Below are 25422 nucleotides of genomic sequence, written 5' to 3'. Positions count from 1 at the left end.
ATTGACCTTACCGGGGCGACGCACTTGTATCGAGGTCGGAGGCCTCCTAGTCCATCCCCTGACCGAGACCGAGAGGGAGTTCTCGTCATGCGTGTACTGCTCGTGGGAGCCGGTGGTGTGGGCACCGCGATCACCCGGATCGCGGCCCGCCGCCCGTTCTTCGAGGCGATGGTCGTCGCCGACTACGACCGGGGGCGCGCCGAGTCCGCCGTGGCGGCGGTCGGTGACGACCGCCGGTTCGTCGCCGAGCGCGTCGACGCGAGCGACGAGGCGGCGGTGGCCGACCTGCTCGCCCGGCACCGCTGCGACATGCTGCTGAACGCGACCGACCCGCGTTTCGTCATGCCTCTGTTCCGGGCGGCCCGCGCGGCCGGCGCCGGCTATCTGGACATGGCGATGTCCCTGTCCCGGCCGCACACCGAGCGGCCGTACGAGGAGTGCGGGGTCAAGCTCGGCGACGAGCAGTTCGCGCTGGCGAAGGAGTGGGAGAAGGCGGGCGCGCTGGCGCTCGTCGGCATGGGCGTGGAGCCGGGCCTGTCCGATGTGTTCGCGCGGTACGCGGCCGACGAGCTCTTCGACGAGATCGAGGAGATCGGCGTCCGCGACGGTGCGAACCTGACCGTGGAGGGCTACGACTTCGCTCCGTCGTTCAGCATCTGGACCACCATCGAGGAGTGCCTGAACCCGCCGGTGGTGTACGAGTCCGGGCGGGGCTGGTTCACCACCGAGCCGTTCAGCGAGCCGGAGGTGTTCGACTTCCCGGAGGGCATCGGCGAGGTCGAGTGCGTGAACGTGGAGCACGAGGAGGTGCTGCTCGTGCCGCGCTGGGTCGACGCGAAGCGCGTGACCTTCAAGTACGGGCTGGGCCGGGAGTTCATCGACACCCTCAAGACGCTGCACCTGCTGGGCCTGGACCGCACCGACCCGGTCACCGTGCCGGGCCCGGACGGGCCGGTCGCCGTCTCGCCCCGGGACGTCGTCGCCGCCTGTCTGCCCGACCCGGCGACGCTGGGCGAGCGGATGCACGGCAAGACCTGCGCGGGCACCTGGGTGCGCGGCACCCGGGACGGCGCGCCGCGCGAGGTGTACCTGTACCACGTGGTCGACAACCAGTGGTCCATGGCCGAGTACGGCTGCCAGGCCGTGGTGTGGCAGACGGCGGTCAACCCCGTGGTCGCCCTGGAACTGGTGGCCACCGGGGCGTGGACCGGGGCGGGGGTGCTCGGCCCGGAGGCCTTCCCGGCCCGCCCCTTCCTGGACCTGCTGACGGAGTACGGCTCCCCGTGGGGCGTGCGCGAGCAGTGAGTGTGGGGATTCGGCGAAGGTCCGCCGTCTGATGGAATGCCCTGTTTCACCCGCGCGTCGTCCGGAGACCCGAAGGCGAGTACGTATATGTCAAGGCCGGACGACATTCGATCGCAGGTGACTTTTCATGGGCAACTGGCGAGACCACGCCGCATGCCGCCACGAGGACCCCGACCTCTTCTTCCCGCTCGGAACCACCGGTCCGGCGCTGCTGCAGGCCGAGCAGGCCAAGGCGGTCTGCCGACGCTGTCCCGTCCGGGAGGAGTGCCTGCAGTGGGCGCTGGACACGGACCAGGGCATCGGGGTGTGGGGCGGCACGAGTGAGACCGAACGGCGCGCGCTGAAACGGCGCGCGGCGGCGCGGCGCCGCTCCGGGTAGCCGGAGCGGCGGGGAGCGGCGGGGGCCGTCAGTGTCCGGAGCGACGCAGCGGCCCCCACTCCGCCTCCTGCCGCTCCACCTCGGCCCGCGCCTCCCCGATGACGCCGGAGTCGATCCAGCACAGCGGCTGCGCGTCGACCACCAGCGGCTCGTTGTCGGGCCCCCGGCCCCGCTCATGGCCCTTGAGGACCCAGGGGCGCACGCCGGGGCCCTTCTCATGGGGCAGGTGCGCGTAGTCGTACAGCCGGCGCGCCACCCACAGCCGCAGGGACCGGTCCTGCCACCACTCCTCCACGTCGAGGGGGTTGGCCGACAGGCCCGTCATCGCGACGCCCGTGAGCTCGTCGGTGCTGGAGGTGGCGCCGAGATCCGTCCCGGGGCCACGCGACCAGCGGACGTACAGTCCCCGGTGCTGCTCGACGAGAGCGGCCAGCTCGGCCAGCTCGTGCACGACCCGCAGCTCGTCGTCCGATGCGCTCATCTCGTGATCTCCCTCCTCCCTCAGGCGCTCGGGGTACCCGCACGAGGCGCCCGGAACCAGTCCGGAATCACTCGTTCCGCGCTTCGCGCGGTGGCGGGCGGTGAACCGGCTCTGGCCGCGCGGCATCTCCAAGGAGGACGCGCACATCGACGAGTGGCCGAAGGCGATGACGCCGTCGACCGAGCTGCGCCGCCGGCACCACGGCGGCGAGAGGTCGTACGACGAGTTCCGGCGCCCTCACGAGGCGGAGCTCGCCGCGCCCGAGGCCGCCGAACCGCTCGACCACCTCAGGAAGCCGGCCCGCCGGGGCCATGTGGCGCCGCTGACCGCCTCCAAGGCACCGGAGGAGAGCCGGGCCGCGGTGCCGGCCGCCCTGCTGGAGAAGCGAGCCCGCCGCCCCGCCCCGGTCAGGCGGTCCGCCGTGCCGCGTCCCGCCCCGCCGCGCGCCCGGAGAACAGGCACCCGCCGAGGAAGGTGCCCTCCAGGGCGTTGTAGCCGTGCACGCCCCCGCCGCCGAACCCGGCGACCTCGCCGGCCGCGTACAGGCCGTCGATCACCTGCCCGTCGGTGCCGAGTGCACGCGAGTCGAGGTCGGTCTGGATGCCGCCGAGGGTCTTGCGGGTCAGGATGTGCAGCTTGACGCCGATCAGGGGGCCGGCCGCCGGGTCCAGGATGCGGTGCGGGGTGGCGACCCGGCCGAGGCGGTCGCCCGGGTAACGGCGGGCGTTGCGGATGCCCTGGACCTGGGCGTCCTTGCTGTAGGGGTTGGTCATCTGCAGGTCGCGGGCCTGTATCCGGCGCTTGACCTCGGCCGCGTCCAGGAGCGGCTTGCCGGTCAGGCCGTTCATCTTCTCGACGAGCTGCTCGAGGGTGTCGGCGATCACGAAGTCCGCGCCGTGCCGCAGGAAGTCCCGTACGGGTCCGGGCGCGCCCTTGCCGAGCAGCCGGTCGCGCAGCACGGCCTTGCGGTCCTTGGCGGTGATGTCGGGGTTCTGCTCGGAGCCCGACAGGGCGAACTCCTTCTCGACGATCTTCCGGGTCAGCACGAACCAGGAGTGGTCGTGGCCGGCGAGGTCGTCGGTGGTGCGCAGATGTCTGAGGGTGCTCAGCGTGTCGTAGCCGGGCAGGCAGGGGTCGGGCAGCCGGCGGCCGAGTGCGTCGAGCCAGATGGAGGACGGGCCGGGCAGGATGCGGATGCCGTGGCCGGGCCAGATCGGGTTCCAGTTCCGCACGCCCTCGGTGTAGTGCCACATGCGGTCGCGGTTGACGAGGCGGACGCCCGCCTCCGCGCTGATGTCGAGCATCCGGCCGTCGACGTAGGCGGGGACGCCGGTGACCATCTCCGAAGGGGGCGTGCCGAGTCTCGCGGGCCAGTGGCGGCGGACGATGTCGTGGTTGGCGCCGATGCCGCCGGTGGTGACGATCACGGCCTGGGCGGTGAGCTCGAACGCGCCCGTCCCCTCCCGGTTGGAGGCGACTCCGCGCGGCGCGTCGTCGGGGGCCAGGACCGTGCCGCGCACCCCGCACGCCGCGCCGTCCTCGATGACGAGTTCGTCCACCCGGTGCCGGTGGTGGAAGGTGAGCAGCCCGTCGCGGGCGGCCTGCCGGGCGTGGTCGGCGAAGGGTTCCACGACGCCCGTGCCGGTGCCCCAGGCGATGTGGAAGCGCGGTACGGAGTTGCCGTGGCCGTCGGCGCGCAGATCGCCGCGCTCGGCCCAGCCGACCGTGGGCAGCAGCGTGATGCCGTGGCTCCGCAGCCACGACCGCTTCTCCCCCGCCGCGAACTCGACGTAGGCGCGCGCCCAGCGCACCGCCCAGGAGTCCTCGTCCTCCAGCCGGTCGAACCGGGCGCTGCCCTGCCAGTCGTTCCAGGCCAGCTCGAAGGAGTCCTTGACGCCCAGCCTGCGCTGCTCCGGGGAGTCGACGAGGAACAGCCCGCCGAAGGACCAGTACGCCTGCCCGCCGAGGTTGGCGGCGTTCTCCTGGTCGACGAGGGCGACCCTGCGGCCCCGGCTGGTCAGCTCGTGTGCCGCGACCAGGCCCGCGAGGCCGGCTCCGACGACGATGACGTCCGCGTCCATGGCGACCGTTCCCTTCTCGGTTTTCTCGTGTTCACGGTGCGGTGGTGCCGCTGCCGTCGGTGAGCAGCGCGGTGAGCAACTGCCCCAGCCAGGCGCGGGCGCCCTCGACGTCCTTGTCCAGCAGCAGTCGGGTGGTGACTCCGTCGTACGCGGCGACGACCGCGTGGGCGGCGCTGTCGGGGTCACCGAGGACGGCGGGCAGTGCGGTGTGGCCATGGGCCCGGGCGAGCCGGTCGGCGATGGCGCCGCGCAGCCGCGCCCGGTGTTCCAGCAGGGTCCGGGCCACGGCCGGGCGGCGGGCGGCGTGCACCAGGAAGTCCGTCTTGACCAGGAGCCAGTCCAGGTCGAGCAGCAACACCTCGGTGACCCGGTCGACGGCGGCGGGCACGTCGAGGTCGGGGCCGTCGGCGGCGAGCGCCCCGGCCACCTGGTCGGCGATCAGCTCGGCCCGCTGCCGGTACAGGGCGAAGAACAGCTCGTCCAGGGTGGTGAAGTTGGAGTAGAAGGCGCCCCTGCTGTAGCCGGCCGCCTCGCAGACCTCCTCGATCGACACCCGGCCGAATCCCTTGGCGGCGAAGACGGCGAACGCGGCGTCGAGCAGCTTGGCCCGCGTGCGCAGCCGGCGTCCGGTGACGCGCGGGTGTGCGCCCTCGACCGCCATGCCGGACCTCCGTTCGATACACGAATGTATCGGATACACGCATGGATTCAAGCGCCTGCCGGAAGCGTCATCTGCTGTCGCCGGCCCGGGCGCCGGTGAGAGCGGCGCGGCCCACTGCGCCGGCTGCGCACGGCCGGCATCGGACGGATCGTGATGCTCACCGGCGACCGCCCGAACCCGCGGGAGGCCGCCGCCGTTCCCGGGCTCACGGCTCCCGTCCTTGCTGCCGTCGCCGCCCCTGGGCGGCGCTCGTGGGGCTGCTGCTTCCGGGAGCCCGGCAGGGCCGTTCGGCTCCGGTGGCGCACCGCGGTTGCCCTGCATCGTGACGCACGCGCAGTGCTCGCCAGGTTCAGGGCGAGTGCCCGGCCGGCCTGGAGTTCTGCCGGAGGACGTCCAGCCGGCGCCGGTACTCGTCCTCGTCGATCTCACCCCGGGCGAAACGCTCGGCCAGCAGCTGTTCGGGCGTGGGGTGCCAGGCGTCGCCGTGCACACGCGGCCGCTCGGCGCCGCGCTGCAGGGCCCGGAAGAAGAACACGCCGACGGCGATCAGCAGTGCCCAGAAGAGCACCGTCCCCAGGCTCATGGCGAACCAGCCCCAGCCGTTCATGCCATGCGGGTACCAATACATCGTCACCACCTGCTTCCCAGGGTGCCCCCGGCCGCGGATGCGTGAGAGCGCGGCCGGTGGTCCCCCGGCCGCGCACTCGGGGTACGGATCGACGCCTCCCGCTCTCAGGCGTGCCGTACCGGGATGGCCCTGGCGCCCGCCTTCTCCTCCGGGACCGGGACCGTGATGGTCAGCACTCCGTCCTTGTACTCCGCGGTCGCCTCGTCGCCCTCGGCACCGGCCGGCAGCCGGACGGAACGGGCGAAGGTGCCGTAGCTGAACTCGGTGCGGTGCTTCTGCGTGGACTCCTCACTGCGCTCGGCGCGCAGGGTCAGGACCCCTTCGGTGACGGTGATCTCGACGTCCTTCTCGGGGTCGACACCCGGGAGTTCGGCCCTCAGGACGTACGTCCCGTCGGCCATGTGCTCCTCGATCCGGATGCCGTGCAGACCCGGGGCGTGCCCACCCGGGAATCCGGTCTCGACCCAGCCGAACAGGTCCGGCAGCGTCGGCCAGGCAGGCAGCCGCTCGATCACGCCGCTCATCTCGGCCTCCTCTTGTCCTTGCCACTACCAGGATCCCGCGTGCGGGCCGGTAGGGGGAGGGCCGACCGGGCCGATACGGGGGCCCGCCCGGCCCTGGCGCGCGTCCCACGGTGGAGCGCCGGCCGGTGACGTCGGGGCCGTCGTCGGTTGCCCCGCAGGTCCAGCTCGTGCGGCGGACCGCGGGCCGCGCCCGGGCCGGCCGACCCCGCGTTCTCCGTCCCGAGGCCTCGCGCGAGGAGGACGGCACCTGCCGGCGGTACTGCTGGGCGGCTGATGCGGCGCCTGGGAGCACTGCGCACCCAGGACCGCCCGCGCCGCGGGGCCGCGGATCTGCGTTCGGTTCCGTCCGGCCGGTGCGCCGAGGCGGCAAGGCGCCGCATCCGACGCGCGAGGCCGTGCCCGCACTCGCCCTGTCCCCGGGCGGATCTGGTTGGCTGTCCCCCGTCGGGCAGCCACCTGGGACGCGAGGAGACCGATGAGCGCGGATGTACGGCAAGTCGCCGACGGCACCTACCTGGTGCACGGCAGCAACACCAACTGGGTGATCCTGACCGAGGGCGACGCGGCCACACTGATCGACACCGGCTACCCGGGCGACCGGCAGCGGCTGCTCGACTCGTTGGCCGCGGTGGGCAGTTCACCCGAGGCGGTGGCGGCCGTGCTGATCACCCACGCGCACAACGACCACCTGGGTTCGGCCGAGTACCTGCGCGCCGCCCACGGCACCCCGGTGCATCTGCACGAGGCCGAAGTGCCGCACGCTCGGCGGGAGTTCCTGCACCAGGTCAGCGTCGGGCGGGTGCTGCGCAACGGCTGGCGGCCGGGCGTGCTGCCCTGGGCGGTGCACGCGCTCCGCGTCGGCGGCACCGCGCACATCCCGGTCGCCGCGCCCCAGCCGTTCCCGGCGGCGGGCCCGCTGGACCTGCCCGGGCGGCCCGTGCCCGTGCACACTCCCGGCCACACGCGGGGCCACACCGTCTTCCACCTCCCGGACACCGGCGTGGTGGTCTCCGGCGACGCCCTGGTCAGCGGCCACCCCACCTCGCGCATCCGGGGCCCACAGCTGCTGCCCGACATGTTCCACCACGAACGCGCCCGGGCACTGGCCTCGTTGGACGTGCTCGAGAGGCTGGACGCGGACGTGACGCTGCCCGGACACGGCCCCGTGCACCACGGCCCGGTGCGGCAGGCCGCGCGGCGGGCCCGCGAACACGCGAGCCGGGGTGGCCGCTGACCAGGGCGCGCGAGTCGCCGGCGCCCGCGGCGCCGCGGTGACTCAGGTGTGCGGGACGACGGCCACCGGGCAGCCGGCGTGGTGCAGCATCCCGTGCGCGACCGAGCCGATCCGCGCGCCCACCGCCGTACGGTGGGCGCGCCGGCCCACGACCATCAACTGGGGCCGCTCGGCCGCCGCCAGCAGCACCTGGCCGGCGCTGCCCATCTCCACGTGCTCGACGACGGGGACGTCCGGGAAGCGCTCCCGCCACGGCTGGAGCGCCGCCGCCAGCGCCTTGCGCTCGTACGGCTCCAGACCGCCGGCCTCGTCGAGCAGCTTGAGCGAGCCGGGGCTGTAGGCGAACACCGGCGGCAGCGTCCAGGCCCGTACCGCGCGGACGGTCGCGCCCCGGGCGGCGGCGGTCTCGAACGCGAACCGCAGGGCACCGGCGCTGTCCTCCGGGGCGCCGTGCTGGCCGACGACGATCTCGCGGCCCGCGGCCTCGACGGCAGGCTCGTCCCCGGCGCGCACCAGGACGACGGGCCGTACGGCCTCGGTGATCACCTGCTGCCCGACGGAACCGACCAGGAACCCGACGAGGGCGCCCTGGCCGCGCGAGCCGAGCACCAGCATCTCCGACTCCGCCGCGGCGGCGAGCAGCGCGTCCACGGCGCCGTCCTCCACGACGTCGGTGGTCACCGTCAGGTCCGGGTGGCGTTCGGTGACCGTCCGGGCGGCCTCGGCCAGGCCGTCGCGCACCCACTGCCGCTGGGTGTCCCGGTCGCCCGCGTCGAAGGCGTCGTGCACCTCGAAGCGCCAGGCCTGCACCAGGCGCAGCGGCAGCCCGCGGCGCTCGGCCTCCCGTCCCGCCCACGCCAGCGCGGCGAGGCTCTCCTCCGATCCGTCCACCCCTGCCGTGATCGGCCGCGTCATGCCGTCTGCCTCCCTGTGTGGTGAGCCGTCCTCGCCCCAGTCTCCCCCACCAGGTGATCGCGGAAGCGGCCGGGCGGGACAGTCGTCCGCCGCATACGCGGGCGAAGCGGGACGATCGAACATACGATGGGCGGGAGCCGGCGCGGTGACGGCGGGGGCGCACCGGGCCGCCGATCCGACCACCCGGGGTGGCAGAACGAACATGGCACAGGCCGTGGAGCCGATGCGGACCGTCATCATGACCGTGGACGACGACCCGGGGGTCTCCCGCGCCGTCGCCCGGGATCTCAGGCGGCGCTACGGAGCCTCGTACCGGATTGTGCGCGCGGAGTCCGGCGAGTCCGCGCTGGACGCGCTGCGCGAGCTGAAGCTGCGCGGTGACCTGGTCGCCGTCGTCCTGGCCGACTACCGCATGCCCCGGATGAACGGCATCGAGTTCCTCGAACAGGCCCTGGACGTGTATCCGGGCGCGCGGCGGGTGCTGCTGACCGCGTACGCGGACACCAACGCGGCGATCGACGCGATCAACGTCGTCGATCTGGACCACTACCTCCTCAAGCCCTGGGACCCGCCCGAGGAGAAGCTGTACCCGGTCCTGGACGACCTGCTGCAGGCGTGGCGGAGCAGCGACTACCGGCCGGTGCCCAGCACCAAGGTGGTCGGGCACCGCTGGTCCGCGCGGTCGTCCCAGGTGCGGGAGTTCCTGGCCCGCAACCAGGTGCCCTACCGCTGGTACTCCTCCGACGAGCCCGAGGGCAGGCGGCTGCTGGCCGCCGCCGGGCAGGACGGGCAGCGGCTGCCGCTGGTGGTCACCCCGGACGGCACGCCCCTGCTGGAGCCGGAGGCGCCCGAGCTCGCGGCCCGGGTGGGGCTGGCGACGACACCGGCGGCCGACTTCTACGACCTCGTCGTGGTCGGCGGCGGCCCGGCCGGGCTCGGCGCGGCCGTGTACGGGGCCTCGGAGGGGCTGCGGACGGTGCTCGTGGAGCGCTCGGCGACCGGCGGGCAGGCCGGGCAGAGCTCCCGGATCGAGAACTACCTGGGCTTCCCGGACGGCGTCTCCGGCGCCCAGCTCACCGACCGGGCCCGCCGGCAGGCGGCCAGGTTCGGCGCCGAGATCCTCACCGCGCGCGAGGTGACGGGCCTGGAGGTGAGCGGTGCGGCGCGGACCGTACGGTTCTCGGACGGCTCGGCGGTCGCCGCGCACAGCGTGATCCTGGCGACGGGCGTGTCCTACCGGCAACTGCCCGCGGCCGGCGCGCAGGACCTGACCGGCTGCGGGGTGTTCTACGGCTCGGCGCTGACCGAGGCGCCCTCCTGCCAGGGGCAGGACGTCTACATCGTGGGCGGCGCCAACTCGGCGGGGCAGGCGGCGATGTACCTGGCCCGGTGCGCCAAGTCGGTGACCCTGCTGGTGCGCGGTCCGTCGCTGGCGGCGTCGATGTCGTACTACCTGGTCCAGCAGATCGAGGAGGCGCCCAACATCTCGGTGCGCACGGGCACCGTGGTGGAGGCCGCGCACGGCTCCGGCCACCTGGAGCGGCTGACCCTGCGCGACACGGCGAACGGGCGGAGCGAACTCGTCGACACGCAGTGGATGTTCGTGTTCATCGGAGCGGCCCCGCTGACCGACTGGCTGGACGGCACGGTGCTGCGGGACGGACGCGGGTTCATCCTGACCGGGCCCGACCTCACGCCCGACGGGCGGCCGCCCGCCGGCTGGGAGCTGGACCGGCCGCCGTACCACCTGGAGACCAATGTGCCCGGCGTGTTCGTCGCGGGTGACGTGCGCGCGGAGTCCGCCAAGCGGGTCGCGTCCGCCGTAGGAGAGGGAGCCATGGCCGTGATGCTCGTCCACCGGTATCTGGAGCAGTCTTGAACCCTCCCCCGGCTGAAGCAGGGAGATTCCTGGCTCACGTCGCCTGCGGGCCCAGCGGACCAGCAGGTCTTGCACGATCGACACCAGCCGGGGTGGAACCGGCCCGGTCTGGTACTGCGAGTAAAGGGGTTGCCGTGCCGGCTTGGTTCTCGCTCAGCACGCCAAAGGGCATATCAGCCGTCCCATGGACGGTCTTTCGCCCTGAGGAACCAGGCATCCTCGGAGGTTCGCGGTGAACGGCCGGCCGATGCCGTGCAGCCCGAAGGAGATCGGCTCGCTGTTCCTGTTCGAGAGGCTGTCGGGCGAACAGCTGGGCCGGCTGTGCCGCGAGGGGCGGATGGAGCGGTTCGACCCCGGTCCGGTCTACACCGAGGGCGAGCCGGCCACCTGCTTCTACGTGATGATCGAGGGCACGGTGGTGCTCTCCCGCCGGGTCGGCGGCGACGACGTGGAGGTCACCCGGACCTCGCAGCCCGGGGTGTACGCGGGCGCCATGCAGGCGTACCTCGGGGACCGGCTGCGCCAGGTCTACATCAACTCGATGCGCGTCACCGAGCCGACGCGGTTCTTCGTGCTGCCCGCCGAGACGTTCGCGGACATCATGCGCGAGTGGTTCCCGATGGCGGTGCACCTGCTGGAGGGGCTGTTCTTCGGGTCGAAGAGCACCCAGGCGGCCGTCGGGCAGCGCGAGCGGCTGCTGGCGCTGGGCTCGCTGTCCGCCGGGCTCACCCATGAGCTCAACAACCCCGCGTCGGCGGCCGTCCGGGCCACCGCGACACTGCGGGAGCGGGTGGCCAGGATGCGGCACAAGCTCGCCCTCATCGCCGAAGGGCCCTTCTCCCGGGACCAGTTGGCGAGCCTCATCGACATCCAGCAACGCACCGCCGAGCGGGCCGCCAAGGCGCCGGCGCTCACCCCGCTGGAGGCGGCCGACCGCGAGGACGCGCTCACCGACTGGCTCGAGGACCACGGCATCGAGCAGGGCTGGCAGCTCGCACCGACCTTCGTACAGGCCGGGCTCGACGTGGACTGGCTGGAGCAGGTCGCGGCGGCCGTCGAGGAGGAGATCCTGCCGGGCGCCGTGGGCTGGCTCAACTACACGGTGGAGACCGAGCTGCTCATGGACGAGATCGCGGACTCCACCACCCGCGTGTCCCGGCTGGTGGACGCCGCCAAGCAGTACTCCCAGCTGGACCGCGCCCCCTATCAGGTCGCCGACGTGCACGAACTCCTCGACAGCACGCTGCTGATGCTGTCGGGCAAGATCGGGCCGCGCATCAGGGTCGTCAAGGAGTACGACCGTACGCTGCCGCGGATCCCCGCCTACCCGGCCGAACTGAACCAGGTGTGGACCAACCTGATCGACAACGCGGTCTGCGCGATGGACGGCGCGGGCGGCGACGGCACGCTGACCGTGCGCACCGCGCTCCACGACGACCGGCTCCTGGTGGAGTTCCGGGACACCGGCCCCGGCGTTCCGCCGGAGATCCGCGAGCGCATCTTCGACCCGTTCTTCACCACCAAGCCGGTCGGCCGGGGCACCGGTCTCGGACTGGACATCTCCCGGCGGATCGTCGTCAACAAGCACCACGGCAGCCTCGGCGTGGAGTCGGTGCCGGGCGACACCCGTTTCCGGGTGCTGCTGCCCCTGACCGCCGTCGAACCCGACGGCACGGCGCTCTCCTCCGCCGCGCCCGGCGGCCCGCCGCTCACGTCCGAGGACCGTACGACATCCCAGGAGCCGACATGACCAGCGACACCGGAATCGATCCCAGCGTCCCGCCGAGCGGCACCGGCTGCGTCGAGTGCGGCGCCGCCGGCGGCTGGTGGTTCCACCTGCGGCGGTGCGCGCGGTGCGGCCACATCGGCTGCTGCGACGACTCCCCCGGCAAGCACGCCACCGCCCACCACCGGGCCACCGGACACCCGGTGATCCGCAGCTACGAGCCGGGCGAGGGCTGGTTCTGGAACTACGACACGAACGAGCTGTACGAGACCGGCCCCGAGCTCGCGCCACCGGTGAGCCACCCGGCGGACCAGCCGACGCCCGGCCCGGCGGGCCGTGTCCCCGCGAACTGGGCGGACATGCTGCGCTGAGCCGCCCGGCTCGTTCCCGGGACGGAGCCGGGGTGCCGGCGGCGGTGACGTCGACCGCAGTCCGGGCCCGGTCCACCGCCTTATTGAATTGTCATGAGTAGGACATACAGGCGTCCAGGGCGCCCCTCCGCCGATCCACCCCACTCAGTGATCGGCGAATGACCAACTGTGTGTCGCCGGTGGAGACCTGACGCGGTGGGAGATGCTTGCCCCGCCCGAATGCGATCGATCCCGCACGGATCGCCGCGCGGACGGAGACGGGAGAGGGAGCGTATGGCCTCACGGACGGTGTGCCGGAGCGCGGTGCTCGGTTCGCTGGCGCTGACCCTGCTGGCGGGGCCGGCGCACGCGGCGGACAGCAGGCCGGACACCGGAACCTCCGCCGCCGCCCTTCCCGCACCGGACCCGGCGGCGCTCGGCGGTCAGCTGCGCACGGCGCTCGCCCAGGGCGCGCCGGGCGCGATGGCGCGGATCGACGACCACCGCCTCTCCCACGACGACCACGCCACGGTCCACACGGCCACGGAGGGGGTCGCCGACCGCGGGACGAAGGAGGCGATGAACACCGCCGACCGGTTCCGCATCGGCAGCGTCACCAAGACGTTCTCCGCGGTCGTGCTGCTGCAACTGGCGGCCGAGGGCCGGGTGAAGCTCGACAACCCGGTCAACCACTACCTGCCGGGGCTGCTGCCGGACGACCGGATCACGGTGCGGCACGTGCTCAGCCACAGCAGCGGCCTGTACGACTACAGCTACGAGATGTTCGCCCGTACGGTGGCCGGCTTCGAGGCCGTACGCACCGAGGTGTTCACCTACCGCCGGCTCCTCGACCTGTCGCTGCGGCACCCGCGCACCCAGGCGCCCGGTGCCGGCTACGCCTACTCCAACACCAACTTCGTGGTGGCCGGCCTGCTCATCGAGAAGCTGACCGGCCACCCGGTGCGGACCGAGTACGAGAACCGGATCACCAAGCCTCTGAAGTTGAGCGACACCTTCTACGTCCACCCCGACACGAAGATCCCCGGCCGGCACGCGCACGGCTATCTCACCCCGGACGAGGCGAAGGCCCCACTGGTGGACGCCACCGAGCAGACGGTGTCCTGGGCGCAGAGTGCGGGCGCGCTCATCTCCGGCGCGCGCGACCTGAACACCTTTCTCTCGGCGCTGCTGGGCGGGCGGCTGCTGCCCACCGCCCAACTGGCGCAGATGCAGCGGTGGATCCCGGCGGGCACCGGCCAGGCGTACGGGCTCGGCCTGCGCCGCCGCGACCTGTCGTGCGGAGTGTCGGTGTACGGGCACACGGGCGCCGTACAGGGCTACTACACCTACGCGTTCACCAGCAAGGACGGCAAGCGCAGCCTCACCGCGCTCGCCAACGCCTCCAACAACGGCGCGGTGCACCTGACGATGCTGCGCACGCTGGAGTCGGCGTTCTGCGGCAAGCAGACGAAGGTGCGCGGCGCGGCCGTGCTCCCGTTCCCGGCCGAGGAGGACGACCTCGTTCAGTGATCTTGGCGGAACCGGCGCCTCCGGGCCAGGATGCCCGCATGAAGGGTGACCTCTTTTCCAGTGAGCACGTGGTGCGGCCCGCGACCGCGCCGGGCATGTCGGTCGAGAACGCCAAGTGCCTCAAGTACACGGTGAACGGCGAGATGCTCGCCCGTCAGGGCTCGATGGTGGCCTTCCGCGGCGACCTGCGGTTCGAGCGCAAGGGCCAGGGCGTGGGCGGCATGCTCAAGCGTGCGGTCACCGGGGAGGGGCTGCCGCTGATGACGGTGCGCGGGCGGGGCGAGGCCTGGTTCGCGCAGGAGGCGGAGAACTGTTTCATCGTCGAGGTCGCGCCCGGTGACGAGTTCACCGTCAACGGCCGCAACGTCCTGTGCTTCGACGCGACGTTGTCGTACCGGATCACGACGGTCAAGGGGTCGGGGGTCGTCGGCGGCGGGCTGTTCAACAGCGTGTTCACCGGGCAGGGCCTCCTCGGCCTGGTGTGCGAGGGCAGCCCGCTGGTCATACCGGTCACGCCGGAGCAGCCGGTGCACGTCGACAAGGACGCGGTGGTCGGCTGGACTGCCCATCTGCAGCCGTCGCTGCACCGCGTGCAGTCGATCGGCTCGATGCTGCGCGGCGGGTCCGGCGAGGTGGTGCAGCTGATGCTGCGGGGCGAGGGGTACGTCGTCGTCCGGCCGAGCGAGGCGAAGGCGCACAACCCCCAACAACACTAAAGGAGTTGGGCGTTCCCGGAAGGTGATCTGCGCCGCACGGGCAACCCCGCCGCGTGTGCCCGCGTCTTGACCGGTGACAGCCGACCGCCCCGGTCCGTGCGGACCGGGGCTGGTTTCCGACGCGCTATACACACCACGTATACACATAGTGTATAGAAAGGTACGCATGTACGGCAAGGCATTGGCCCCGGAGTACCAGGGCGCCCTCACCTCCCTGTCCGTGAACTCCTCGCTGACCGAGGTCCTGGCCGCCGGGAGAGAGCAGTTGGCGGCCGCCGAACGGGCCGGGCGGCCGGGTGAGGCGGCGCGTTCCGGGCTGGCGGTCGCGGAGGCGCACCGGCGGCTCGGGCAGGTCCGGGAGGCGGACCTGGCCTGGAAGGCCAGCTACCGGGCCGCCCGGGAGGCCGGGGACACGGCCGCGATGGCCTGGGCGCTGTGGAGCGGCGGCACGCTGGCCCGGCAGCGCGGGGCGTTCGCACTGGCCCGGCGGCTGCTCGGGCTCGCGGCGGAACTCGGCGAGCGCGGCGGGGACGTCGTCGCACGCGGCTACTCGCTGGCCGGGCTCGCGGAGACCGGCCGTATCCAGGGCGACTACGAGGCCGTCGGCCGGCTGCACGAGCAACTGCTCGCCGAGGCGCGGCGGCGAGGCGAGGCGCGGCACACGGTGTGGGCGCTGGAGGGCATCGCGCAGATGCACCGCAACACCGGGTCGTACGACACCGCGTACGCGATGTTCGAGGAGGCGGCCCGGACAGCCGCGCGCGCCGACGACCGGCGTGGCCACGCCTGGGCGTTGCGCGGGCTCGCCGACGTGGTGTCCGCCCGCGACGGTGACACCGGGCGGGCGCTCGCGCTGCTCAGTGAGGCGGAGGTGACCTGCCGCGCGATGAACCTGACCAGTGCGCTGGCGTACAACCACAAGATGCGCGGCAACGTCCTCTACCGCGCGGGCCGTTACGCCGAGGCGCGGGAGTGGTACGAGCAGGCGCTCGCGGAGTTCCGTGCCATCACCGAACCGCGCGGCGAGGCGCTGTCCCGTCTGGGCCTGGCCAAGTCCCTGGCCCACCTGGGCCGCGACCGCGCGGAGACGGCGGCCGAACTGGGCGCCCTGGCCCGCACGATGGCCCGGATCGGCCTGCGGCACGCGGAGGAGATGGTGCGCCGGGCGCAGGAGGAGTTCGGCCTCACGCAGGCCGGTCAGGCCCCGGTGGTCCGGGAGGCCGTGCGATGACGGTGGTGTCCTCGGCGGAGCCGGCCGCGGCGGGTGTGCCCGAAGTGCTGGAGCGCTGCCGGGAGTTGGTGCGGCCTGCGCTCGCGGAGGCGGTCGGACGGCTGCATCCGTGGGTCGGGGAGATGGCCGGGTACGCGTTCGGGTGGTGCGAGGCCGGTGGGGCTCCGGTGATCGCGCCGGGCGGCAAGGGGCTGCGGCAGGCGCTGGCGGTGCTCGGGGCGGAGGCGGCCGGGGCCGACGGGCGGGACGGGGTGGCCGCGGCCGCCGCCGTGGAGCTGGTGCACACCTTCTCCCTGCTGCACGACGACATCATGGACGGCGACGGGACCCGGCGGGGCAGGCCCGCGGTGTGGAAGGCGTACGGCACCGGCCCGGCCGTCCTGGCCGGCGACGCCCTGTTCGCACTGGCCGTCGAGACGCTCGCCGCGGCCCCCGGCGGCGCGAGGGCGCTGCCCCGGCTGTCCACGGCGCTCGTCGACCTGCTGCACGGGCAGGCGGACGACCTGCTGTTCGCCGCGCGTCCCTGGACGGGACCCGAGCGGGTGCGGCCGGAAGCGTACCGGGCGATGGCGGAGCGGAAGACGGGCGCGCTGCTGGGCTGCGCCGCCGCGCTCGGCGCCGTCCTCGGCGGGGCACCCCCGGCGACGGCCGACGCCCTGGACCGGGCCGGACGGCACCTCGGGATCGCCTTCCAGATCGTGGACGACATCCTGGGCCTGTGGGGCGACCCGGCCGTGACGGGCAAACCCGTCCACGCGGACCTGCGGGAGCGCAAGAAGACGTTCCCGGTCCTGGCAGCCCTGGACACAGCGGGCCCGGCGGCCCGGCACCTGGCCGCACGGCTGGCATCGAACGGGGACCCCGCCGAAGCCGCGACCCTGATCGAAGCGGCAGGCGGCCGCACAGCTGCCCTGGCCGAGGCCCACCGCCACATCACCGCCGCCAGGACAGCGCTCTCCGAGGCACCCTTGCGGCGGGCAGCCGCGGCCCGACTGCACGCCCTGCCGGCCTTCCTCCTAGACCGCACCCTCTGACCCCGCCTCCCGGCCCGCCGCCGTCATCGGACGGGCGACGTGTTGACCTGCGCCGCCCCACCGGGTGAGTGTCTATGCGGCGCGGACCGTCATCCCACGCGCCGGAAGGGTGGACTGCCTTGATCGGTATCTCGGAGATCGAAGCCGCGGGCGAGCGGATCGGTGGGTACGTCGTGCGGACGCCGACCGTGGCGAGTCCCGGATTGTCCGCGCTGCTCGGTGCCCCCGTGACCGCGAAGCTGGAGTTGCTGCAGCGGACCGGCTCCTTCAAGGCGCGGGGGGCGACGGCGAAGCTGCTGTCGCTCAAGGAGGCGGAGCGGGACGCGGGGGTGGTCGCGGTCAGCGGGGGGAACCACGGGATCGCGCTCGCGGTGATGGCCGCCGCTCTTCAGGTGAAGGCCACGGTGGTCATGCCGCGCTCCGCGCCCGCGCGGTCCGTCGCGATCGCGGAGGAGGCCGGGGCCTCGGTGCGGCTGACCGACGGCATGGACGAGGCGTTCGCCACGGCGAGGCGGCTGCGGGACGAGGGCCTCACCCTGGTCCACCCCTTCGACGACCCCGTGGTGATCGCCGGACAGGGCACCGTCGGCCTGGAGCTGGCCCAGGACGCCGGTGAGCTCACCGACGTGCTCGTCAGCATCGGGGGCGGCGGGCTGATCGCGGGCGTCGCCGCGGCCCTGCGCGCGCTGCGGCCCGGGGTTCGGGTCTGGGGCGTGGAGACCGAGGGCGCCCAGGCCATGTCCGAGGCGCTGGCGGCCGGCGGTCCGGTGCCCGTGGCCCTGTCCTCGATCGTGACCACGCTCAGTGCGCCGGCCGTGTCCCAGCTGACGTACGACCATGTCTCCGCCTCGGTCGAAGAGGTGCTCGTGGTGCCCGACCGCGAGGCCGTACGCGGCTGCCTCGACCTCGCCGCGCACGCCAAGGTCTGGGCCGAGCCCGCCGCGGGCTGTCTGCTGCCGGCCGCACGGCGCGTACGGGAGCGGGTCGGCCCGGACGTCCGGCTCGGGCTGGTGGTGTGCGGGGGCAACGCGACGACCGCCGACGTCATGTCCTGGGCGGACCGGTTCGCACTGCGCTGAGGCGACGCACGCCGAACCCGCTCGAAAAGCATCAGCGGGACCGAATTCGGCCGCTGGGCGAATTTACCGGCGGTTACCACAGGTCGACGCCCGCGCATTCGACCGGAGGACCACTCCGCGGGAATTGCGCGGGCGCTCCGCGAAGGCGTGAACGAAACTTCTCGATACACATTCGGTCACGTCCGTCCCCAGTCAGAGCAGCACATCGACGCACCTCCGGCCGCGTTCGGTACTGCGAACACCGTCGGACACGGCATCTGGACGGATTTCATCGCACACGTGCTCGGCAACAGCTGATAAAGGGCAAGAACAGCCGACGGACCGCGATCCCTTTGAACACACCCGGTGTTCTCCGTCGTATCCACTGGGAAAGGTGAGAGCCAGGGGTTCAGCGAGGGATGACCATGGTCCAGGGGCACGCGTCCGCACACGAGTTGGTCGCCGGACGGTACCGGCTCCTCGAGGCCGTCCACCGCGAGACGAACCACATCTGCTGGTACGGCGAGGACGTCGAGGCGGAGCGCCCCCGCCTGCTGACGCAGACCGGGCTCCCGGAGGGCACCGACCAGGACGACGCCCGGCGCATCACCGCCCGCGTCATGCGGATGTCCGAGACCATGGGGCTGCTGCGGCCGGGCCGGATCGCCACGGTGGTCGACGCCGTGGTGGAGGCGGGGACGCTGTGGACGGTCACCGAGTGGATCGACGGCACGCCCCTGGGCGAACTCCTCGCCCGGGAAGGGGCGTTCAACTACGTGCGGACGGCCCGGATCGGACTGGAGCTGCTCGACGTGCTGGAGGCCGCGCACGCCGAGGGCATCACGCACGGCGAACTCGGCCCCGGCCAGGTCTTCGTGCGGGACCGGGGCGCAGTCGTGGTGACCGGCTTCGGCCTCGCGGGCGCGACTCTCGTGCCCCGGATCACCGCACCGTCGTACGCCTCCCCGGAGCAGGCCCGCGACGAGCGGATCGGTCCGGCGGCCGACCTGTGGGCGCTCGGCGCGCTGCTCTACACGATGGCCGAGGGGCGCCCGCCGTTCCGCGACCGGGGCCGGCCCGAGGCCACGCTGAAGGGCGTGGACCGGCTGCCGCTGCGCTCGCCGCTGCGGGCCGGGCCGCTCGGCCAGGCCGTGCAGGGCCTGCTGCGCAAGAACTCCCGGGACCGCCTGACCCGTCCGGTGGTCCGGGAGGCGCTCACCCGGATCATGAGCGAGGACCCCGGTACGGTCACGCGCGCGGTCCCCCGGCCCCGCTTGCGCGGTGTGTACGCGGCGGCCTGCGCCGCGGGCCGGACCTGGAGCAGACGGACCATGGTCCTGGGCACCACGCTGGCCGTCGTCACCGTCACGGTCGCCGTACTGACCGCCGGCCACCTGCTGCCGGGCACCGGCGGTCCGGGCTCCACCGCCGCCTCCGGCGCCACCGAGCCGCCCTCCCCCTCCCCCACCGGGACCGGCGGCCGGACCGGGGACAGCACTCCGCCGCCGTCCGCCCCGCCCGACGCCTCCCCGTCGGCCACGGCGACCGGCCTGCCGGCCGGCTTCCGCGTCTTCAACGCACCGGAGGGCTTCTCCCTCGCCCTGCCCGAGGGGTGGCAGCGGGTGAGCACCACCCGCGCCTCCGACCTGGCGTACCGGGTGGTCTTCGGCACGGACGGGGACGCGCGCACCCTCGCGGTCACCTACAGCACGCAGGCCGGCCCGGACCCGGTCGTGGTCTGGCGGGACGACGTCGAGCCGTCGCTGGAGCGGCAGGGGGCGTACCGGCGGATCGGCGACATCCGCGCGACGACGTACCAGGGACGCGAGGCGGCCGACATGGAATGGCTGTCCGGCACCGGGAGCCGGCAGGTGCGCACCTTCGGCCGCGGCTTCCTCCTCGGCGACCGGCGCAGCTTCTCGCTGCGCTGGACGACCCCCGCCGGCGACTTCGCCGCGCCGGTGAACAAGCAGACGCTGAAGGTCTTCCTCCAGACCTTCCGGCCGGGCTCGGACTGATCGCCCGTTTCCGGGCCACCGCGCCCGGGGACTCGGCGGTCATGGTGCAAATCGGATACACGATGATGACCGAGCAGGCCGGTCCCCGGGAGTTGGTCGACCACGTGGTGCGGGCCGAGGAGGTCGGCTTCGACTTCTCGGTGACCTCCGACCACTACTTCCCGTGGCTGCGCTCGCAGGGGCACGCACCGTACGCCTGGAGCGTCCTCGGGGCCGCCGCCCACGCGACCTCGCGCATTCCGCTGATGACGTACGTGACCTGCCCGACCTTCCGCTACCACCCGGCGGTCGTGGCGCAGAAGGCGGCGACGATGCAGTTGCTGTCGCAGGGCAGGTTCCGGCTGGGCCTGGGCTCCGGCGAGAACCTCAACGAGCACGTCGTGGGCGGCGGCTGGCCGTCCGTCGACGTACGCCACGAACTGCTGGAGGAGGCCGTCGAGATCATCCGGGCCCTGTTCGAGGGCGGCCATGTCACCCGGCACGGCGCGCACTTCGACGTGGAGTCGGCCCGGCTGTGGGACCTGCCGGACCAGCTGCCGCCCATCGGCATCGCCGTCTCCGGCGAGCAGTCCTGCAGGCTCGCCGGCCATCTCGCCGACCTGGTGATCGCCACCGAGCCCGAGGCGGGGCTGCTGGAGGCCTTCGACCGGCACGGCGGCGAGGGCAAGCCGCGCGTGGGCCAGCTCCCGGTCTGCTACGACTCCGACCGCGACGCGGCGGTCAAGCGGGCGCACGCGCAGTTCCGCTGGTTCGGCAGCGGCTGGAAGGTGAACTCCGAGCTGCCGCACCCGGACGCGTTCGAGGGGGCCACGCAGTTCGTCACCCCCGACGACGTGGCCCAGTCGATCCCGTGCGGCGACGACCCGGAGGTCTTCGCGGAGGCCGTACGCCCCTACGCCGAGGCCGGGTTCACGGAGATCGCGCTGGTGCAGATCGGCGGCGAGTCGCAGGAGCCGTTCTTCGACTGGTCGGCGAAGACGCTGCTGCCCGCGCTGCGCGAGGCCTACGCCTGACCGGCGCGGCCCGCCGCGTGCGGATTCACCCGAGCGTCCGAGCATCTTACGCGTTTGCGGGGTACTAGAGGGCTCTACGTCCTGATGTCCTCGGAGGTCCCATCCCGTGAACTCCTTCGTGCACAAGAGTCTGGTCGTGCAGCTGCAGGCGAACGGCACGGAACGTTTCCCCGTGCTGGCGCACCTGAGTTACGACGCCGACGACCCGTTCGCCGTCACCGCCGTCTTCAGCCACGATGGGCGGGTGCTCGCCCGGTGGAAGCTGGACCGGGAGATGCTCGGCGACGGCCTGGAAGGGCCGGTGGGCATCGGGGACGTCCGCTTCCGCCCCGTGTCGAGCGGCCCGTGGGAGGAGCTGTGCATGGAGTTCTACGGCAACGCCCACCCCGACGGGGGACGGCACCACGCGGCGGTCTTCGTGTGGGCGCCCGCCGTCGCGGCCTTCCTGCGCCAGACCCATGACCTGGTGGCACCGGGCGAGGAGGAACTCGGCGTCGACGACTTCCTGGCGGAGGTCATCGCGGGGGGCTGAGCGCCCCCGCGTGGCCCTCGGCCCACCGGGAGCTCACCGGGAGGTGTGGCGGTGACGGGCCCACAGGGGCAGGGCGAACCAGCACAGGAGATACCAGGCGACCACCACCGCGACCAGCCAGGGCACGAAGCCGCCGTGCGTCGCCACCCTGAGGATCAGCAGCAGTGCGGAAGTCATGGTGGCCAGCAGCAGGAGGAGGCCGACGAAGGTCAGCCGGGACGCCCAGCGCACCGCCTCCGGCTTGACCCGGCGGCCGGAGACGAGGCGGTGCAGGGAGACGGGGCCGATGAGCGCGCCGGTCGCCGCGGCGCCCAGGACCACCGTGACGATGTAGATGACCTGGTTGGTGTGGCTGAGGTGCTCGTACGTCGGCTGGAACACCACCGTGAGCAGGAAACCGAAGAGGATCTGCACGCCCGTCTGGGCCACCCGCACCTCCTGGATGAGCTCGACCCACCTGCGGTCGGCCCTCTCCTCCTCGGTCTCGTCGCGCCCCCTGCGCCTGCCCGCGGCTTCCTCCGGCACCGCCATACCGCCTCCCGGTTCCCACGGCCCTCGGCCCGGGCCGGCCCCTGTCCCTCCACGGGTTCCCCGGGGAGCGGGAAAGCTGCCGGGCCGGCCGTGCCGTTTGGGCGGCCGGCCGGCGGTTACCCGGAGCCGTGACGCAGCCAGACCAGTCGAGGAGGTCCCGGCCGATGTCCGGCACGCAGCTCACGGTGACGCTCAGCGGCGGCGAGGTCGCCGACGCCCAGACGGTGGTCAGGGCCCTGGAGGGGGCCTTCGGGGCGCCGGACGAGCTCCCCACCGACGAGAACGCGACCGTGCACACGGCCACCTTCTCCGCCGACACCGGCACCGACCAAGGCGCCCCAGCCGCCCCGCGGGACGCGGGCCGGCTGTCCACGCCGGTGACCGTCACCGTCCAGGGCACCCCTCAGGCCGTACGGAAGGCGAGCGAGACGCTGACCCACGCCTTCACGGCGCACGACGAGGGCGCGGCGGCCGGCGACCAGGAGCAGGAGCGGCAGCTGCGCCTGGAGCCGTGAGCGCGCCCTCGGCGGCGTCGACGGCGCCTACCAGCGGGACTCCACCTGGCCCTTGATCCGGCGCTCGTACAGGTCCCGGATCGCCGCGAGGGTCTCCTCGCCCAGCGGCGGCAGCTTCGCGGCGGCGGCGTTGGCGCGTGCCTGCTCCGGTGAGCGGGCGCCCGGGATGACGGTGGTGACGCCGGGCTGCTGGACGATCCAGCGCAGCGCGAGCTGGGCCGTGGTGTATCCCTCGGGGGCGAGCGCGGCGAACTCGGCGGCGGCCTCCACGCCCGTGGCGTAGTCGACGCCGGAGAAGGTCTCGCCCTGGTCGAAGGACTCGCCGTGCCGGTTGAAGGTGCGGTGGTCGTTGGCGGGGAAGACCGTGTCCTTGGTGTACTTGCCGGACAGCAGCCCGGAGGCGAGCGGGACCCGGGCGATGATGCCGACGCCCGCCTCCCGCGCGGCGGGCAGCACCTCGCGCAGCGGCTTCATGCGGAACGGGTTGAGGATGATCTGCACACTGGCCAGGTTCGGCCGGGCGATCGCCGTCAACGCCTCGGCGCAGGTCTCCACGCTCACGCCGTAGGCGGCGATCCGCTCCTCCTCCACGAGCGTGTCGAGGGCGTCGAACACCTCGTCGCTGGAGTACACGGGCGTCGGCGGGCAGTGCAGCTGCACCAGGTCGACGCGGTCGACGCCGAGGTTGCGCCGGGAGCGGTCGTTCCAGGCGCGGAAGTTGTCCAGGACGTAGTTCTGCGGGATCTGCTCGACGCGCCTGCCCATCTTGGTGGCGACCAGCACGTGCAGGTCGGGCCGGGAGCTGAGGAACGTCGCGATGGTCGACTCGCTGCGTCCGTCGCCGTAGACGTCGGCGGTGTCGAAGAAGGTCACCCCCGACTCGGCGGCCGCCTCCAGTACGGAGAGGGCTTCCTTGTCGTCCACGTCGCCCCAGTCGGCGCCCAGCTGCCAGGTGCCGAGCCCGACGACCGACGCGTGCTGGTGCGACCTGCCGAATTCACGTTCGTCCATCAGTCTCCTAGCGAGGGGACCACCGGCTTCAGCCAGTGGGGGAATCGCTTCCCTGGCGTGTGGTGGTTTCCGCTCGTCCCCCAAGGGACCGGTTCGGGCCGGACCGCAACCTCCGGGTTGGAAGCCCCCCTCCTTCAGGTGGGGGAGCGGAGCCACGGCGTCAGTCTGTCATCACGCCCGCCCGTCGGCCCGCCGGGCTACCCGGCGGCCGCCGTGCGGCACTCCGGGTGGCCCCAGCCCTGGTCGTTCTTGGCGATCGGTTCGCCGGCCGCGTAGGAGCGGCCGCACGCACAGCGGCCGGGGAACTTCGCCTTGAGCGTGCGGGAGGACGATCCGCCGCCGCGCTGCCGGGCCGCCTTGGTGCCGTTGGCGCGGCGGCGCGGGGAGGCGGACGCCGGGGCGACGGGCGAGGGCGGCGGTTCGGGCGAGCCGAGGGCGCTGCCCGCCGCCTGCTGTGCGGTCGCGGCCTGGCTGGCGGCGCGGTCGGCGAAGTCGTTGAGCGGGTCGCCGTCGACCTGGTGGGCTGGCACGTAGCGGAAGTCGACCGAGCGGCCCTGGAGCAGTTCGTCGATCCGCACGACCAGCTCCTGGTTGGCGACCGGCTTCCCGGCGGCCGTCCTCCAGCCGTTGCGCTTCCAGCCGGGCAGCCAGGTGGTGACGGCCTTCATCGCGTACTGCGAGTCCATCCGCACCTCGAGCGGCACGTCCGGGTCGGTCGCCGTCAGCAGCCGTTCCAGCGCCGTGAGTTCGGCGATGTTGTTGGTCGCCGTGCCGAGCGCTCCCGCCTCCCAGCGGACCGGGGTCTCCGCGTCGTCCGAGACGACCCACGCCCAGCCCGCAGGACCCGGATTTCCCTTCGACGCCCCGTCGCAGGCGGCCACCACACGTTCACGCATGGGCTCGATCATGCCACGCTCCGACGGGGCCTTCTCGGGCCGGGTCGCGCGCCGAACGGGCTTGTTTGTTCCACACTGGGTTTCACACCGGGGGTGGACCGGGGACGGCCTTCGGCGGGACGGGGCAGGAGATGACGGACGGCACGATGCGGGCGTGGACGGTGACCGGGCCGCGGCCGGTGGAGGAGGGGCCGCTGCGGTTCGTGGAGAAGCCGGTTCCCGTACCCGGGGACGACGAGTTGCTCGTGCACGTGCGCGCGTGCGGGGTGTGCCGCACCGATCTGCACGTCGCCGAGGGCGACCTGCCGGTGCACCGGCCCGGGGTCACGCCGGGCCACGAGGTCGTGGGCGTGGTGGCGGGCCGGGGACGGGCGGTGAGCGGCTTCGAGCCCGGCGACCGGGTGGGCGTGGCCTGGCTGCGCCGTACCGACGGCACCTGCGCGTACTGTGCGCGCGGCGCGGAGAACCTGTGCCCGGCCTCCCGGTACACCGGCTGGGACGCCGACGGCGGCTACGCCGAGTACACCACCGTCCCGGCCGCCTTCGCCTACCCGCTGCCCGGCGGGGTCGACGACGTGGCGCTCGCGCCGCTGCTGTGCGCGGGCATCATCGGCTACCGGGCGCTGCGCCGGGCCTCGCTGCCGCCGGGCGGGCGGCTCGGCCTGTACGGGTTCGGGGGCAGCGCGCACCTGTGCGCCCAGGTGGCGCTCGCCCAGGGTGCCACCGTGCACGTCATGACCCGCGGGGAGGCCTCGCGGCGGCTCGCGGTGGAGCTGGGCGCCGCCTCGGCCCAGGACGCGTACGCGTCGCCGCCCGAGCCGCTGGACAGCGCGATCCTGTTCGCCCCGGTGGGCGACCTGGTCCCGGTGGCGCTGCGGGCCCTCGACCGCGGCGGCGTCCTGTCCGTCGCCGGGATCCATCTGAGCGACACGCCTCCGCTGCACTACGCGAGCGAGCTGTTCTACGAGAAGGAGCTGCGCAGCGTCACCTCGAACACGCGCGAGGACGGCCGGGAGTTCCTGGCACTGGCCGCCCGGCACGGCGTGCGCGCCACGACGCACACCTACCCGCTCTCCGAGGCCCAGCAGGCCCTGCGGGACCTCAAGGCCGGCCGCTTCGACGGGGCGGCGGTGCTGGTGAACGACCTGTCCTGAGCCGGGGCCTGCCGGGGCCG

25 protein-coding genes and 1 pseudogene are annotated in these 25422 nt (G+C 73.3%); 17 read left to right on the top strand and 9 right to left on the bottom strand.

All coding sequences use genetic code 11. The features are described 5' to 3' along the window. Positions 1-87: 87 nt before the first annotated feature. Together ACX25U_RS34270 and ACX25U_RS34265 are read left to right on the top strand one after the other, a co-directional pair. Complete coding sequence (locus tag ACX25U_RS34270) at positions 88-1305, top strand: saccharopine dehydrogenase family protein (protein ID WP_454385843.1); 1218 nt, start codon at positions 88-90, stop codon at positions 1303-1305. A gap of 127 nt (positions 1306-1432) precedes the next feature. After that, positions 1433-1684: a WhiB family transcriptional regulator gene (locus tag ACX25U_RS34265; protein WP_388349574.1), complete on the top strand. Its 252-nt coding sequence runs from the start codon at positions 1433-1435 to the stop codon at positions 1682-1684. Positions 1685-1712: 28 nt separating this feature from the next. Here ACX25U_RS34265 and ACX25U_RS34260 read toward each other — a convergent pair whose 3' ends face one another. Beyond that, positions 1713-2165, bottom strand: coding sequence for a DUF6098 family protein (locus ACX25U_RS34260; RefSeq protein ID WP_454385840.1), 453 nt, complete (start codon positions 2163-2165; stop codon positions 1713-1715). A gap of 100 nt (positions 2166-2265) precedes the next feature. On the opposite strand from ACX25U_RS34260, the pseudogene ACX25U_RS34255 reads away from it, so the two are divergent. After that, positions 2266-2553, top strand: a pseudogene (locus ACX25U_RS34255) (DUF488 domain-containing protein); the annotation flags it as partial. Positions 2554-2572: 19 nt separating this feature from the next. Here the strand turns inward: ACX25U_RS34255 and ACX25U_RS34250 are convergent. From ACX25U_RS34250 to ACX25U_RS34235, 4 genes are all read right to left on the bottom strand, one after another. Further along, on the bottom strand, positions 2573-4246 hold the full coding sequence (locus ACX25U_RS34250; RefSeq protein WP_454385838.1) for an FAD-binding dehydrogenase: 1674 nt from the start codon (positions 4244-4246) through the stop codon (positions 2573-2575). Between the two features lie 31 nt (positions 4247-4277). Next, positions 4278-4907, bottom strand: a complete 630-nt coding sequence (locus tag ACX25U_RS34245; RefSeq protein WP_454385836.1) for a TetR/AcrR family transcriptional regulator — start codon at positions 4905-4907, stop codon at positions 4278-4280. 349 nt (positions 4908-5256) lie between these two features. Beyond that, the gene (locus tag ACX25U_RS34240) at positions 5257-5514 is read right to left on the bottom strand and encodes an SHOCT domain-containing protein (RefSeq protein WP_454385834.1); all 258 of its coding nucleotides are present in this window, start codon (positions 5512-5514) and stop codon (positions 5257-5259) included. A 125-nt stretch (positions 5515-5639) separates the two neighbouring features. Continuing rightward, positions 5640-6059 carry an Hsp20/alpha crystallin family protein gene (locus tag ACX25U_RS34235; RefSeq protein ID WP_454385832.1) on the bottom strand — a complete coding sequence of 140 codons (420 nt, stop codon included), beginning with the start codon at positions 6057-6059 and terminating at the stop codon, positions 5640-5642. 475 nt (positions 6060-6534) lie between these two features. On the opposite strand from ACX25U_RS34235, the gene ACX25U_RS34230 reads away from it, so the two are divergent. After that, on the top strand, positions 6535-7293 hold the full coding sequence (locus ACX25U_RS34230) for an MBL fold metallo-hydrolase (protein WP_454385830.1): 759 nt from the start codon (positions 6535-6537) through the stop codon (positions 7291-7293). A 42-nt stretch (positions 7294-7335) separates the two neighbouring features. Here ACX25U_RS34230 and ACX25U_RS34225 read toward each other — a convergent pair whose 3' ends face one another. Next, positions 7336-8208 (bottom strand): universal stress protein, encoded by an 873-nt coding sequence (locus ACX25U_RS34225; protein WP_454385829.1) that lies wholly within the window; start codon positions 8206-8208, stop codon positions 7336-7338. A 202-nt stretch (positions 8209-8410) separates the two neighbouring features. Here ACX25U_RS34225 and ACX25U_RS34220 point away from each other — a divergent pair, with 202 nt between their 5' ends. The 11 genes from ACX25U_RS34220 to ACX25U_RS34170 all read left to right on the top strand — a co-directional run bounded on the left by ACX25U_RS34220 (position 8411) and on the right by ACX25U_RS34170 (position 21295). Then, positions 8411-10087 (top strand): FAD-dependent oxidoreductase, encoded by a 1677-nt coding sequence (locus ACX25U_RS34220; RefSeq protein WP_454385827.1) that lies wholly within the window; start codon positions 8411-8413, stop codon positions 10085-10087. A gap of 247 nt (positions 10088-10334) precedes the next feature. Then, positions 10335-11837, top strand: a complete 1503-nt coding sequence (locus ACX25U_RS34215; protein ID WP_454385825.1) for an ATP-binding protein — start codon at positions 10335-10337, stop codon at positions 11835-11837. Next, positions 11834-12184 (top strand): UBP-type zinc finger domain-containing protein, encoded by a 351-nt coding sequence (locus tag ACX25U_RS34210; RefSeq protein WP_454385823.1) that lies wholly within the window; start codon positions 11834-11836, stop codon positions 12182-12184. The genes ACX25U_RS34215 and ACX25U_RS34210 overlap by 4 nt, the downstream gene beginning before the upstream one ends. A 273-nt stretch (positions 12185-12457) precedes the next feature. Beyond that, positions 12458-13693 carry a serine hydrolase domain-containing protein gene (locus ACX25U_RS34205; protein WP_454385822.1) on the top strand — a complete coding sequence of 412 codons (1236 nt, stop codon included), beginning with the start codon at positions 12458-12460 and terminating at the stop codon, positions 13691-13693. A 38-nt stretch (positions 13694-13731) separates the two neighbouring features. Next, positions 13732-14409, top strand: coding sequence for an AIM24 family protein (locus ACX25U_RS34200; protein WP_454385821.1), 678 nt, complete (start codon positions 13732-13734; stop codon positions 14407-14409). Positions 14410-14575: 166 nt separating this feature from the next. Beyond that, positions 14576-15640: a tetratricopeptide repeat protein gene (locus ACX25U_RS34195; protein ID WP_454385820.1), complete on the top strand. Its 1065-nt coding sequence runs from the start codon at positions 14576-14578 to the stop codon at positions 15638-15640. Further along, on the top strand, positions 15637-16674 hold the full coding sequence (locus ACX25U_RS34190) for a polyprenyl synthetase family protein (RefSeq protein WP_454385819.1): 1038 nt from the start codon (positions 15637-15639) through the stop codon (positions 16672-16674). The genes ACX25U_RS34195 and ACX25U_RS34190 overlap by 4 nt, the downstream gene beginning before the upstream one ends. A 119-nt stretch (positions 16675-16793) precedes the next feature. Beyond that, entirely contained in the window at positions 16794-17753 is a 960-nt protein-coding gene (locus ACX25U_RS34185; protein ID WP_454385818.1) for a threonine/serine dehydratase, read from the top strand. Positions 17754-18151: 398 nt separating this feature from the next. Next, positions 18152-19750 (top strand): serine/threonine protein kinase, encoded by a 1599-nt coding sequence (locus ACX25U_RS34180; protein WP_454385817.1) that lies wholly within the window; start codon positions 18152-18154, stop codon positions 19748-19750. 41 nt (positions 19751-19791) lie between these two features. Continuing rightward, positions 19792-20763, top strand: coding sequence for an LLM class F420-dependent oxidoreductase (locus ACX25U_RS34175; RefSeq protein ID WP_454385816.1), 972 nt, complete (start codon positions 19792-19794; stop codon positions 20761-20763). A 106-nt stretch (positions 20764-20869) separates the two neighbouring features. Beyond that, positions 20870-21295: an SsgA family sporulation/cell division regulator gene (locus ACX25U_RS34170; protein WP_454385815.1), complete on the top strand. Its 426-nt coding sequence runs from the start codon at positions 20870-20872 to the stop codon at positions 21293-21295. 33 nt (positions 21296-21328) lie between these two features. On the opposite strand, the gene ACX25U_RS34165 is transcribed toward ACX25U_RS34170, so the two are convergent. Next, positions 21329-21826, bottom strand: a complete 498-nt coding sequence (locus tag ACX25U_RS34165) for a DUF6328 family protein (protein WP_454385813.1) — start codon at positions 21824-21826, stop codon at positions 21329-21331. 164 nt (positions 21827-21990) lie between these two features. On the opposite strand from ACX25U_RS34165, the gene ACX25U_RS34160 reads away from it, so the two are divergent. Continuing rightward, complete coding sequence (locus ACX25U_RS34160) at positions 21991-22341, top strand: hypothetical protein (protein WP_454385812.1); 351 nt, start codon at positions 21991-21993, stop codon at positions 22339-22341. A gap of 27 nt (positions 22342-22368) precedes the next feature. Here ACX25U_RS34160 and ACX25U_RS34155 read toward each other — a convergent pair whose 3' ends face one another. Both ACX25U_RS34155 and ACX25U_RS34150 read right to left on the bottom strand, forming a co-directional pair. Continuing rightward, entirely contained in the window at positions 22369-23352 is a 984-nt protein-coding gene (locus ACX25U_RS34155; RefSeq protein ID WP_454385811.1) for an aldo/keto reductase, read from the bottom strand. A gap of 197 nt (positions 23353-23549) precedes the next feature. Continuing rightward, on the bottom strand, positions 23550-24260 hold the full coding sequence (locus ACX25U_RS34150; RefSeq protein ID WP_454385809.1) for a ribonuclease H family protein: 711 nt from the start codon (positions 24258-24260) through the stop codon (positions 23550-23552). A gap of 134 nt (positions 24261-24394) precedes the next feature. On the opposite strand from ACX25U_RS34150, the gene ACX25U_RS34145 reads away from it, so the two are divergent. Beyond that, a complete protein-coding gene (locus ACX25U_RS34145; protein ID WP_454394643.1) occupies positions 24395-25402 on the top strand; it encodes a zinc-binding alcohol dehydrogenase family protein in 1008 nt (335 codons plus the stop codon). Positions 25403-25422: the final 20 nt, after the last annotated feature.

Source organism: Streptomyces sp. JNUCC 63, assembly GCF_054366325.1.
The sequence above is the reverse complement of the archived record's forward strand: the minus strand, read 5'-3'. Positions and strand labels throughout refer to the sequence as shown.